The organism is Marinagarivorans sp., assembly GCF_982758155.1.
On sequence record NZ_CEXWTU010000125.1, the window covers coordinates 1 to 14,003 of the forward strand.

Consider the following 14,003-nt stretch of genomic DNA (forward strand, 5'->3'; position numbering starts at 1 on the left):
TAAGAAAGCCGATATCTTCGCCTAATTGGACAAACTATTATTGCCTCGTCCCTAAGGCGGGCCTTAGTCGTGGCCAACCCATCTTGTCAGGAGTTTGGAAGTTGGCACTGATATAGCGAAGTGGAGCAATAGCTTCAGGCTAATGTCCTGGGGTTATTTTTTATAGAAGGAGTGATCGCTGAACTATTTGATAGGTTGTTTAGGCGGATTTTCTGGATCACGGGTCTATGACATCGCAGTCATAGCAACTCGTTGCTGTAACTGTCTATTCCCTTGTGGCGGTGTAGTGAGTCCTACCTCTCAATTTCTCAACAAGCACCCCTCGGTATCCGAGTTTTGAATTGATTCTTTCTCCAGCTTTGTTATTTTTAACATCTTACAAATATAAAATTAACGCGCAGAGCGCTTAAACCTTCGTTGGATCCTTTTGGGGTGTGTTTAAGGTGAAAATGGCTAGGAGATTACGCATGGTAAAAAAAATTAGTTTGGTCATGGCTTCACTCGTGCTTTCAGCGTGTGTGGCAGAAGACCCTAACGGATCATCCAGTAGTAGTGTGAGTAGCCAAATGGCGATTTCATCGGATGCTCCTCCTAGCTCTAGTAGCTTAGCGGTTGTGCAAGGCTCTTCATTGGTCGCTTCTTCTAGCTCGATGGTCATGGTATCAAGTGCTGCCAGTTCAGAATCGAGCGTGATGCAAAGCTCTAGCGCGGCCTCTTTACCCAGCGGTGATTTTGATTTTGCTAAAGGTAAATTGCTCTATGAAGCCAACTGTTTAGAGTGCCACGGTATTCAGGGTACCGGCACCGCGAAACGTCCTTTTCCCATCGCCCAGGTGGATTACAGCGGCATAATGTCGCGTGCTGATGCTGGCGGTAATATGCCCGACGGCAAAGGCCCGTTAACCGGTAATGAATACAAGCCGGAACATTGTGTTGGTGATTGTGCCCATCAAGTGGCTGGCTACATTACGGCCGGTTTCCCTGGTGCTACCGATGTTGCTGCAGCCGAAGAATTGGGTTTTGATGGTTGTAGTAGCGCTGAAGGCGCACCAGGTAAGCGTGCAATTCGCTTGCTAACACGCCATGAATATCAAAATACCGTAAATGATATTTTTGGTTTAGATTTAAATTTAACCACTAATTTCCCACCAGAAAGCCGCGAACATGGTTTTACCAATAATGCCGACCTTGCGTTTGTAACGGCGCGTCACCTTGATGAATATTATTCGGCTGCGTCACGTGTAGCCGCGGAAGTTCAAAATAATCTTAATAGCGGCGTGATTGGCGATGAGCTGAATTGCGGAGCTAACTACCATTGCTTGCGAACGTTTGTTGAAAAATTTGGCCAGAAAATTTTCCGACGACCGCTGGACGGTCAGGAGATAGATGATTATTTAGCCTTCTTTACCGTGCTGCAGCCTGCCGACCAGAATGAAGGGTTCTTTAACCATTCAGATCGTTTTAAAGAGGCCGTTGCTGTGGGTTTACCGGCTTTATTAATGTCACCTCATTTTTTATACCGCAAAGAGCTAGGGCAATTAAGCGGTGGCGTGTATCAGTTAAATGATTACGAAATGGCGACTTTGATAGCCTATACCTTTACAGGTTCTACCCCCGATAATGAGTTGCTCGGTGCGGCGCGTAATCAGCAAGTGCGAACAAAGCAGCAGTTTAAAGCGCAGGCCGAGCGCTTACTGGCCACCGAAAAAGGTAAAGATCAAATGGCGCGCTTCGCTATTGAGTGGTGGGATGCCGGCACGGAATTAATCGGCGCCAAAAATAATAACATTTATACCGGCTATAGCCCTGAAGTTAGTGAGGCGATGGTGGGTGAAATGGAAGCGTTCTTCAAGCATGTAACCTTTGATTCTAGCGGTAAATTCCAAGAGCTTTACACGGCTGATTACACCATGCTGAACGATACCTTGGCGCGATTCTATGGCATTGGCAGCGGGCTTAATACAGGGTTTGCTAAGGTGTCGAATGATCAGCGTGGTGGTATTTTAATGCTGGGTGGCATATTGGCTTCCAATGCCAGTACCGAAGAAACTTCACCGGTAAAGCGCGGTGTTTTTGTTCGCGAGCAACTTATGTGTGATCCTTTACCGCCTTTCCCGCGCGATGTGGCAATCCCGAATCCTGACTTGGATCCGAGCAAGCCTATGCGTCAGCGTTTTGAAGAGCATTCGGTAAACCCAGACTGCCAAAGCTGCCATAAATACTTCGACGATATTGGTTTCACTTTGGAGAACTTTGATGCTTCAGGTAAATACCGTGATCGTGAAAAAATGTACGATTGGGCTACCTTCGATATTCTGGATGAGCTTGATATCTTAACGCAAGGTAAGGTTATTAATGTAGATGGTGGTGAAGATGAGCACTACTTTACGGATCGCTGGGAGTTTTCACAAATGATGGCCAATGCGAATTCAACGAAGTCGTGTATGACCACTCAATATTATCGCTATGTTGCGGGTTATACCCTGGAAGACGCGGATAATTGCGCTATCGAGAACTTGAATAAAACCTTTGCTGAGAGTGAGTTTGATATCCAATCGTTATTGATTGGCATTACTCAACTCGATTCATTCTCTGTACGGAAATAGGACGATAACTTATGAAAACTCCTTTTAGAAATACTCGTCGTCGTTTTGTTAAAAATGCCATTGTGGCCGGTACGCTTTCACCGCTTGCAATGCGTATCGCCCAGCCTGCATTGGCGGCTGTTGGGCAAGATATACCCAAGGTTGTCTTTGTTTATATGCCCGATGGCGTGTACTGCCCCAAAAATGCCGATGGTACAACGAGCCATGGTGAAGCTGCTTGGCATCCAACGGGTGCAGTAAGTTCTGCGGGCGACGGTTATTCTGTGGTGAATAACCCAACCTTAAATGATATGACAAAAGCCTTTGCGCCCATAAAAGAGCATATGACTTTTTTACAGGGTTTGGATATGAAGTTGGGGGGCGGTTCTCACCAGGGCGGCACGCGTAAAGTATTGACGGGTAATGGCGATAATTCGCTCGATATTATTTTGGGTCAGCAAGATAATATTGGTGGCCAAACGCCTGTGCGTAATGTGAATTTAGGGGCAATGGCTAATTTCCAAGCCGGCACCACCGACCATTCACATTATTATAATGGTGTTTCTGTTAAACCCGAAGATGATCCTGTCGCTGCTTTCAATCGTGCCTACGGTTTGTCTAGCGCGCCAGGCGCAGCCCCCGGCGGCTACGACCCGCGCCGCGATATTGTGAGCCAAGGCCATAAAGAATTAGCCGCGCTTATGAAGAATGATTTAGGTGCCGACGAGCGTTTAAAATTATCAGCCAACATTGATGCGCTGAATGATTTACAGAAAAAATTAGATGGCGTTGCTAATGCTGGCGGTAGTGATGGCGGTGATATGGGCTTATGTTCCACCTCAAATTTTAATCCATCTAACTTCGATCCAATGCCAGGCGTACACCCGGCACAAATTCATTTAGAAAATAACTTTACGACGGTTGCGGGTTTACAGGTCGATTTAATGACGCGCTTATTAGGCTGCGGTATGACACGGGTAGGGGGCTTACAGATGTCACATACCACTTCAAACTTCAGAAGCCATCACAGTATTTCGCATAACTTTAGCCAAGCATGGATTAATTCGCTCGATTATTTCTACAGCTTTTTAATAGAGATGGTGCAACGCTTTAAAGCGACACCGGACGGCTCTAGCAACCTATTAGACAATACATTAATTTATGTCTTTAGCTGTTTGAGTGATGGCAAACTGCATGATCACCGAGATATGCCATTTATGTTAATTGGCGGGCACAACTCAGGTATTCAAGGCAATCGTCAAATCCGTTACGATTTAAATGCAGAAGGTGATGGCCGCGGTGTAGATCACACCAAATTATTGGTCAGCATTGCGAAGTACATGGGCCACGATATTAATAGTTTTGGTACCAACGGCGTGACTGGCGAGTTGCCGGGGTTGTATTCTTAGGGTTCGCAAGGGTGGTGCTTAGGGCAGTGATCAATGATTGTGACTGCGCCGCCCTAAGCGCCACTCTATTGTATAACGGGATTCTCAATTTTAAGGGGAATGCTTATGCTGTCTATGCTCATATCGACAATAGGGAGTTTGGTGTACTTCTCTTTTAAAGCCCATTTTGCATATTTGTTGTTGAGTTTCCGGTATTTTAAAGTGGCTGTTATCAATAGTGGGCTTTTTGCCCATGTGGGAATGTCGAACGAATAAGCGACAATATCTGTACTGCCTGCCGCAATGGTATTTTTATAGGTATTACCAATCATGTTAAAAAGGTCGTGCTTCCAAACCTCGTTACCATGCCTGTCAACAGGGCGCGATACATACTTGTGAGCTGATGGGTCAACATAGCCCTCACTATCAATAAAGCCGCTATGGTAAACCGTTTCACCACTCGCATCGGTGGCTTTCACCTCGAGCCAAGGCTCGTTAATATCAGCTGTACCTCCGGGGAAGTTGTGCCCAACACCAATATTGGATACTGCAATGGAAAACTGTATGTTTTCTCCAATGTAATGATAGTGTGGCCCTTCATTTGGGTTGCGAATGCTTTCGTTAATTGTTTCGCTGGCTTGTACGGCTGACTTTCTGTGTGGTTTCTCGATAGTGACTTTTAATTTGTTTCTTCTTAAAAATTCAATTGTTTTGTTGAGTTGAATTTGATCGTTGTTGATTGTGGCCAACATAGTGTTTGCGCCAATAAAACGGTGTGAACGAATTAGTCCATCGGAATTTGCGGAAGGGTCAGATGATTCCTCTAAGGGCATGTGGCAGTCTTGGCATAGGGTCTTTTTTTGATTGCTATAAGATTGATCGTTATTTCCTGAGTAAGCACTTTGCGACCATGCTGCATACTCATCTTGCATTTTTACCCATCCCCAATTGTTAAGCTCTTTATCCATAAATTGTGTATGGCATGTAGAGCAGTGCTTTGCTGTGCGTAAGGCGGGGCGGCCCATGTCGAGTATGTGTTGGCTTGGTGAGGCCTTGACGATCCAATTGTGAATTTTTTGTAATGCGCGACTTTTCGCTTGCTCGAAGAGGTAAGGTTTGTGTGGGGTGTAATTGTAGCTCCCAACACCGTTTAGGTTGTTTACGCTTTGAATATTGTGGCAGCTCAAACAGGAGACTCCTTCACTATTCCCCATTGTGCCTGAAATTCCGCCATGCTTTCCGCCTGATGTCAGACGCCCAGATAATAGAGCGATGGGAGCGTGGCAGCCTTCGCAGTAACGGGTTGCCTCTATGCCCTTGTTGTTAGCCAGTAGGTTGATGTTGGTGACGTAGGCTGGGTCGTCGGCGGCATGTTTATGGGCTGAGCTTTGCCATTGTTGGTAAATCTCTTGGTGGCAGCTGGCGCACTTAAGTGAGTTGCCAATATAGTTTTCAGCAATAAAGTTTTGTGAGGGCGTTGTTGTTTGGCTGGGCCAAAACGGGTTGTCGCCATAATTATAGTTATAGTCAGTAACGTGGGTGAAGGCCTCATCGGCTGTTGGCGTGAAATGATTCAGTGCAAAAATAATGGGCGTGAGAATGAAGATTACTAAGGTTGTTATTTTTGTGGCTTGTAATAGCGAAGAGGGCGTGTAGGTTTTCTTTATTTTCCCGATTTTGTTTTTTGATATTGCCGTCAAGTAATGAATGGTAGTTAATGTTATTAACAACAGATAACCTTTTTGGTGTAAAAGAGTTATTAATGCTTTAGTGGGGGGGAGTAGATAGTAGAGGCTGAAGCTTGAATAGGCGGCAGTAACTATTAGTGTGAGCATGCCTGTGATAGATGCCCAAACTTTTCTTATGCCTATTGTTCTTCTAAAATGGATAATTGTATATTTTACCGCAAAATAGATGAGGATTATGCCTATTGCGCTGTGAGCCAGCAAAATCATTTGTTTAATACTTGTTGTTGCTAGATTTGTGCTCGCGAGCACGCCACTGATGATGCTAAAAAATAAAAGGGCGCAGAAAATACTAAATGCTGCCTTTTCTTTATCTATTGTTTTCATGGTTAAGCTTTCACTGTGTAATGTTTGTGTCGCGAGAGAGTGATTGTTTATTTTTTAATGTAGTTCGGGCTTCGGCCGCGCCTAACATTTCGCAGTACGGCATTGGCCGCATTCCTTATTTCTTCTGAAGGCATTGTGAGTAAGATCGCCTCGGCGGCAAGGGCAGCCCTAGTTGCTCGTGTCATGGAAAGAGCCTGTAGCGCGCAAAGCTGAACCTTTTCATTATCATGACTGATCGCTATTTTTGTAAGCGCCGGGATTGCCAAGTGCTTATTCTGTGTGCAGGCTTCTTCTTCTGAGAAATAGTGATGGAAAGCATCTGTGATGGCGCAAATTTCTTCAGTTTCTTTTGTTTCGTGAAGCCGATCTATAAGCCAGTGAACGCCAACCTCTGCTTCAATGGCCTGCAGTGCCTTTATGCTTGCTATGCGTACGTTTAGCTTTTTGTCCTTAAGGGCAGTATTTATAACGTCTAGACGCTTTCTGTTTTTTGAGCGGGATATTTCGGTTAGTTGGTCGATTTTTTCAGTTTTAGAAAGTGCATTAAAGTTTCTAGAGGGATGATGAAGGGCTGTTCTTTTTGGGGCGGCAGTTTTCGCGTTTAGAGTGCCTGTCGAATCGGGTGGGGAAAGTGGGGTGTTTAGGTACTGGTTGTGCTTTGGATTTGTGTAATTTTTTTGTGTGCCATCTGAAAAGTTGACTTCAATGTTGCTAACAATTTCATTTTCCTGCAGCTGTATGGAAACTCTTGGGTCTGAGGACGATAAAAAAGACGAAACAGCCTTATCTCTGTGAAAGGTTCTTATGTTGGTTTTTATAGTGGTTGAGGTGACATCGCTTATGGATGTTAGCCCGACCCAATTTTGTGTATTCCCGTTGTTTATCCAAAGTTGGATTGGACCATTATTGTTGGTAACTAGCAGGTCGTGATCTCCATCGTTATCGATATCAATGCGCGCTACAGAGCGGCTAGAAAGGCTAGCCCCTTCGCGGAATACGTAGCGTTCATAATGTCCTTGGCGGGATCCCATCAATGCCGTATTTGGAAGCCCCTGTGTATTGCTTGGCGAGTCTGGGTCGGGAATGGAAAATCCGTTGGCGAATACAATATCTAGTTGACCATCGTTGTTGATATCGATACGAGTACTGCCAAAGTTGTTGTCGCCTAAGTGTTCGTTAGGGTTTTTGAGTACTTGCCTGCTGATGTCTGCCAGTGTTGCTGAATCACTTATGATGGGGATATGTTTATATTCGCCACCTAAAATATAGGTCTGTTTTTTCGAGTTGCTTTCGATATGTACGGTGTTACGGGTATTAAGCGATATTTCCATGTTGGGGTTGTAGGGCGCGAAGCGTTTTCCTGCATGATTTAGGAGGATCTGGCTGGGCGATCCAGAATCATTATTTATGATTAGGTCGGGGTAGTGGTCGTTGTTGATATTAATAAATGTGGAGCTTAAGGTTCTGCCATCGCTATTGTCTAAATTAAATTCACGTGCCTTTTCTGTGAATGTTAAGTCCCCGTTGTTAATGAATAACTTGTTGGCTTGGCCTAAATAGAGGCTAGGGTCATAGGCGCGTGAATTGTTGTTGGCGTACCCTGATAGCGCCTCAAATGTTTTGGCTAGCTTTGTGTATGTAAGGTAGTTAGAGACATAAATGTCGAGTGTGCCGTTTGCATCAATATCCTCTAGGGTTATTGATGTTGGCCATCCGCTATCGGTTTTCCAAAGTGCTTTTTGTTTGAGGTTGCCCTTTTCGTTAATCAGTAGCATTACGCCTGTTCGATGGCTTAGTACAATGTCTGTCCAGCCATCGTTATTTAAATCACCGCTAGCACAACCCATGCCCCATATGCTGGATAAGTCTTCTTCTGTTGCGCTGGCTGTGAAATACCCTGTGCTATCGTTGGTGTAAATAGGGTTCGAATAATTTTTTGCCCACCAAGATTTGCGGCCAAATAGGCGGCTGTGGCCACTGCTAGGCACAATGAATATATCCATATAGTTGTCGTTATTAATATCAAATATGCATGCCCCAGCGCCAAGTGCCTCATCTAACCCTGTGATGAAATTGCTGCGCTGTTTGTGGGGTTGTGTTAGCCCCCTTGGATAGGCTTCTTCGCTCATGATGGGAGTTATGTTTAGGCTTGGTATGGTAATTGCGCTGATTGACTGTGGTGTGTTTTCTAAAGGAACGGAGGTAAAGCTGATTAATACCAACACTGATATTCCTACTGCAAGCCATAACTCGAACTTTTTCATTTTTTCTTGGGATTGCCTGATGGTGAGAATACTTGAGGGTTTACCGTAGCTTAGTTCTATTATTGCCTCTGGTCACTTGGTGAGGTAAAAATCAAGCAGTGTGGTTGCGGTGCTAGCAGTCCATGTCTATTCTTATGTCAAATGCCTTAGATCTTCTTGGGATGCACCCAATTGCTTAGCGAGCCTGTTGCAGCGTGAATACCGAGTTTATTATTTAGAGGTGACCTTTAGTGATTTATTTTACGCATTTTTCTTGTATTTCTAAGTTGTTCATCTTATGCGTGTATTTGGCACTGGAGACTGCTACAAGCAGTAAAAGCCTTTCTCCCTCAAAAAATATCAGAGAATAATATGTCGAAATATATTATCGCAGGGCTTCTTATGCTTGTAGCGTCGTCAGCTTATACACACGAAAAAAGTGCGGTAAAATTTAATCATTGGTTAAAGGCCAAGAATATTGACGGGCTCAGTGGGCGTGAGTTGAAAGAGTTCAAAGATCAATTTAATGAACGTAAAAAAATTGCGGGTAGCATTGAACTGGAAGCTCAGATCAATATGAATCAAGTGAATGCTTTGATTGATGATTATCGAGTGAATTTACTTCTAAATACTTATATGGAGAAGTTCTTAAGACAGGCGGTTCGTAATGCGGACATAAAGGCTTATTACGATGCTAATCCGGTCGAGTTTCAAATTAATAAAATCAAAGTTTCTCATATACTGTTACGCCGCGGCATGGATGAGAAAACAGGTAAAAACACTAAGCTAGTAGCAGAGGGCGTTTTAGCACGAATTAAACAAGGTGAAAGCTTTGAATCACTGGCGATGACATATTCCCACGACAAAGTTTCCGGTTTAAAGGGTGGGCGCATAGGGTGGGTGCCAGAGGGTTATATTAATAACAAGTTTTCCAAAGTCGTATTTTCTATGGATGAAGGTGAATTGTCGCCCGTATTTAGTACCGCTGCAGGGCATCATATCGTCCGTATTGAAAAATCATCAAAAATTGACGCTGCAAAATTTGGTTTAGTGAAAAATAGAATACGTGAGAAATTGCAGCGACAAGTAAAGAGTGCTGAATTGGAACGTTTGAAGAACCTATAATCTATAGGCTGAAGAAATAAACCAGACATATCAAATATAAAGCTCATTGTTTTCTTCGGTGTTGCTACAGTTAAAATAATCACTATAGAGATGTTTAGGTAGCTTATGTGCGGTAAATTGGAATGTAATAATAAGCCAGTGATACAGATTAATGTTTTGCGCCCTTTGCTAAAGGTTCTGCATTGTATTTTACTCGCATTGTTTATTGCGCTATGTGCTTGGCAGCCACTGGCTAATGCCGCAGCCTGTCGGCAAGAATTGTTCGCAGATGCCGTGCAAGCCAATCAAACTGGGGGCGGTGTCCACTTTGATTCGGATGCGCGCGTATTATTCAATCCCGATAATACTCTTAATGCCTCTATAGTTAGCATGCATTCATACAGTAATTTTGCTACCTGTGGGGAGGCGAACTGTTTGGCGTCTGCGGCTCCTAGCCCCAGCCAGCAACTGCAGCAATTTCGGCTTACAGATTCGAATATTGATCACACAACGCCTTGGAGTGCCACTAGCTACATTGGCTCAGGTGGTCAACGGGAATACCGCCTGGTTAACGCCGAGGGTGGCACGACCGTCAATATTGATGACGGTGCCAGTTATAATTCCGATCACTACATTATTGATACTATCAATTTGGGGTATAAATCGACTTTAAACTTGCGCCCGGGTAACTATTGGGTGCGCGAATTAAATATGGAATCTGAGTCCAGTATTAATGTGGTAGGTGCGGGCGCGGTTCACTTGTATATTTATAATAATGTCATCCCGGGCTGGTTAGCGCGATTTAATGTTACAGCCTATTCTGAGGCTCAGCCATCCGAGCAATTGGTGATTGTGCCTTATGGCGGCGCTCAGTTTAATGCCAACTTAGTCTCGGCATATATCTATTCGCCTGCCGCCATTAATATCGGCCCTCAAAGCGATTTTTATGGTGCAGTTAGTGGTGGCTCAGTGACATTGAAAAATGGCGCGAAGGTTAGTTATTTTGCACCCGGCGCCACGGCCAACTTGGGGCAACTTTGTGCTGGTGACCTGGCGCCAGATGCCGATGGCGATTCTGTTCCCGACTCGATAGATAATTGCGATGAGACGCCAGCAACGGAAAGTGCAGGCTCTACCGGTTGCTCGGCTTCACAGCTGGATGCTGATCGAGACGGGGTAAGTGATGATTTGGATCAGTGTGTCGGTACGCTAGAGGATGCGTTGGTTGATGACATAGGTTGTTCTATGGGAGAGCTTCCCAATTGCCGTGAGCAGATTTTTTCCGATGGTGTTCAGACATATTCGTCTAGCGGAGTTATACAGTTTGGCTACAATGCTTCGATTAGAGATAATTCAGATACAACACTTAATACTACTTTAACTCGGTATCAACACGGTTCAATGGTGAATACCTGTGGATCAGTGCACTGTGTATCTGGAGGGAGCCCCGCTAAAGGTCATCAGTTAAAGCCTTATCAAGTTACAGCAGACTTGAATGGCTACTATATTCCGTATTATTCTTTCGGTGAAATCGGGTCTGGCGGGCGGAGGCATTATGGGGACATTGATGCAGCGAGTTACGCAACGTTAAGTGCCGATGTCTTTGGCCACAACGAAGACCAGGATTACTATATTAAATCCTTGATGCTCGGTTACAAAAGTCAATGGAATGTATTGCCTGGGACTTATTGGGTCGAAAAACTATCTGTTGGCTATGGCGCAGCAATTAATGTGATTGGCGACGGGGTTGTCCGAATTTACACCCGTGAAACGGTCTCTTTAGGCGGAGCCAACCTAATTAATTACAATAGCGACGGCCCTCAAAAACCTAATCAATTTATTCTGGTCAGTTATGACGGTATTTTTACCGGTGACGGCCAGTTTGCCGGCTACATTTTTGCAGCGGGAGGCGTCTCGCTCGGTTATCAATTTGGCCTTTATGGTGCAATTTATGGTGCTAATTTGGTCACTAATTCCGAATCGACTGTGTACTTTGAGGCACCTAACGAGCGCACAGACCTTGGGCAAATTTGTGCCAACGATATTTTGGATTCGGACAATGATGATGTTCTCGATCGCTATGATACCTGCCCAGAAACAGGTGCTGGGCAAGCAATCGACAGCTCCGGTTGCGCTCAATATCAACTCGATAGCGATGGCGATGGGCTTAATAATCAAGTCGAACTAGATGATGGTACAGATCCATTCAGTGCCGATAGCGATGATGATGGTGTGAGCGATTCAGTTGAGAAAGCGGATGCAACTAACCCGTTAATCGCCGATACCGATCGTGACGGTGTCAGTGATGGTGTTGAAAAAGCTGATGGCACAGATCCATTAAACACGGATTCAGATGACGATACCTTATCGGATTCAGTCGAGAAAAGCCTCGGCACCGATCCGCTCAGTATGGATTCTGATGAAGATGGTGTTCGCGACGATATAGAAGCCGCAGGCGCAACTAGCCCTTTAAACCCGGACACTGATGGTGACGGGGTAAATGATAATAATGATGTTTTTCCTGTAGATGCTAGCGAAGCAGCTGATTCGGATGCCGATAGCATCGGCGATAACGCCGATAATTGCCCACTTACGCCCGCAGGCGCCACCGTTGATGGCAACGGCTGTGCAGCGACTCAGTTAGACACTGATAACGACAACGTCAACAACGCGATCGATGCCTGCCCAGTCACACCGGTTGCTGAGCAAGGCGATGTCAACGACGCAGGCTGTGGCGCTAGTGAGCGCGATACCGATAGCGATGGCGTTAACGATAATATTGATGCCTACCCATTAGATCCTAGTGAAACGGCGGATACTGATACCGATGGCATCGGCGATAACGCTGATAGTTGCCCGCTTACGCCTGCTGGCGCTGAAATCGATGGCAATGGCTGTGCAGCGACACAATTAGACACTGATAATGATAGCGTCAACAACGCGATCGATACCTGCCCAGTCACACCGGTTGCTGAACAAGGCGAAGTTAATGCCGCAGGTTGTGGCGCCAGTGAGCGCGATACCGATAGCGACGGCGTTAACGATAACATTGATGCCTTTCCATTAGATCCTAGCGAAACGGCGGACCTTGACGGTGACGGCATTGGCGATAATGCCGACGACGATCGCGATGGCGATGGTGTGCTGAATACTCAGGATGCCTTTCCGAGCGATTCGGCCGAATCATCTGATTTAGACCTTGATGGCATTGGTGATAATGCCGATACCGACCGCGATGGTGATGGTATCGCAAATGATGTCGACGCTTGCCCATCGCAAATATTAGTACCCGAGGCTGTTGGCCCTAATGGTTGCGAGCTTGTTGCTAATGTAGATACCGATGGCGATGGTGTCCTTGATGCAGATGATGCTTTCCCAGCAGATCCTACTGAATGGACCGATTTAGATAACGACGGCACAGGCGACAATAGCGATGTCGATGTTGATGGTGATGGTGTTGATAACAGCGAAGACCGCTTCCCACGCAATGCTGCAGAAAGCAGCGATATCGATAACGATGGCATTGGCGATAATAGCGATACCGATCGCGATAACGACGGTGTTGATAACGCATTAGATCTATTCCCAAATGACGCAAGCGAAACCACCGATTTAGACGGCGACGGAGTGGGCGATAACAGCGACCCAGATCGCGATGGCGATGGAGTGCTGAATGATTCCGATGCCTACCCTAGCGACCCAGCCCGTACCAAGTTACCTATCGTGACTATTGACACTCCTAAAACCTTAGTGACAGTGGGTTATTCACCCATCACGGTATCGGGCACAGTGGGCGAAGGCGCAACGGCGTTTACAGTTAATGGTGTGCCCGTTCAGCAAAATTCAGGTGCGTGGTCTGTCGATGTGGCACTGCAAGAAGGTCACAATACAATAGTGGCTAGAATGGTCGACCCTAGCGGTATTACTTCTACGGCATCCATTAACGTCTCGTTAGACTTAACGCCCCCTTACATGACTATTGAGTCGCACAAGCATGAGCAAGTAGTCTATACCCCCGTTATTGCTGTAACGGGTCTGATTAACGACATCGTGCGCGGTACCATTGAAGATGAGCAAGTCCAAGTCACTGTGAACGACTTGCATGCAATCGTAAAAAACCGCAGTTACCTAGTAAATAATGTCCTCTTAGTGGAGGGCGAAAACGAGTTGTCTGTGGTGGGAGTTGACCAGGCGGGTAACGCAGCGGTTAACACCATTCTTGTCACCTATGTGGCGCCACAGGGTAAAACGCTTGAAGTGGTTGCTGGGCAAAATCAAACAGGTACCACCTTTAAAGACTTGTCCGCGCAGTTAGTGGTTAAAGTGCTCGATGATGACGGCGCTGCGGTGGTGGATAAAAACGTTGTTTTCCGTGTAACGCAGGGTTCTGGCGGGGTTAAAGCGTTGCTGGATGACCCTGTGAATCGTGCCGTGCTCGCCAAAACCGATGCTAACGGACTAGCGCGTACCTATTTTCAACTGGGCCAGCGTGCCGGTATTGGCAACCATAAAGTCACGGCCAAGGTTGTGGGTTACAAAACTCAAGCGGTATTTCATGCCACAGCGCAGGGTACTGTCGGTAATAAGCTCAGTATTAACACCGGTAACAAT

The 14,003-nt window shown here is 45.7% G+C and carries 6 protein-coding genes; 4 read left to right on the forward strand and 2 right to left on the reverse strand.

Annotated elements, in window-relative coordinates; genetic code table 11:
* Window positions 1–467 precede the first annotated feature (467 nt).
* Window positions 468–2,606, forward strand: a complete 2,139-nt coding sequence (locus tag AC3A8L_RS13300; RefSeq protein ID WP_487962751.1) for a DUF1592 domain-containing protein — start codon at window positions 468–470, stop codon at window positions 2,604–2,606.
* An 11-nt stretch (window positions 2,607–2,617) separates the two neighbouring features.
* Window positions 2,618–3,994, forward strand: coding sequence for a DUF1552 domain-containing protein (locus AC3A8L_RS13305; protein WP_487962752.1), 1,377 nt, complete (start codon window positions 2,618–2,620; stop codon window positions 3,992–3,994).
* A gap of 65 nt (window positions 3,995–4,059) precedes the next feature.
* On the opposite strand, the gene AC3A8L_RS13310 is transcribed toward AC3A8L_RS13305, so the two are convergent.
* Together AC3A8L_RS13310 and AC3A8L_RS13315 are read right to left on the reverse strand one after the other, a co-directional pair.
* Window positions 4,060–5,703: a multiheme c-type cytochrome gene (locus AC3A8L_RS13310; RefSeq protein WP_487962753.1), complete on the reverse strand. Its 1,644-nt coding sequence runs from the start codon at window positions 5,701–5,703 to the stop codon at window positions 4,060–4,062.
* A gap of 389 nt (window positions 5,704–6,092) precedes the next feature.
* On the reverse strand, window positions 6,093–8,309 hold the full coding sequence (locus tag AC3A8L_RS13315; RefSeq protein WP_487962754.1) for a CRTAC1 family protein: 2,217 nt from the start codon (window positions 8,307–8,309) through the stop codon (window positions 6,093–6,095).
* Window positions 8,310–8,660: 351 nt separating this feature from the next.
* On the opposite strand from AC3A8L_RS13315, the gene AC3A8L_RS13320 reads away from it, so the two are divergent.
* Together AC3A8L_RS13320 and AC3A8L_RS13325 are read left to right on the forward strand one after the other, a co-directional pair.
* Entirely contained in the window at window positions 8,661–9,413 is a 753-nt protein-coding gene (locus AC3A8L_RS13320) for a peptidylprolyl isomerase (protein WP_487962755.1), read from the forward strand.
* Window positions 9,414–9,518: 105 nt separating this feature from the next.
* The coding region (locus AC3A8L_RS13325; RefSeq protein WP_487962756.1) for a thrombospondin type 3 repeat-containing protein at window positions 9,519–14,003 on the forward strand (4,485 nt) is incomplete at its 3' end.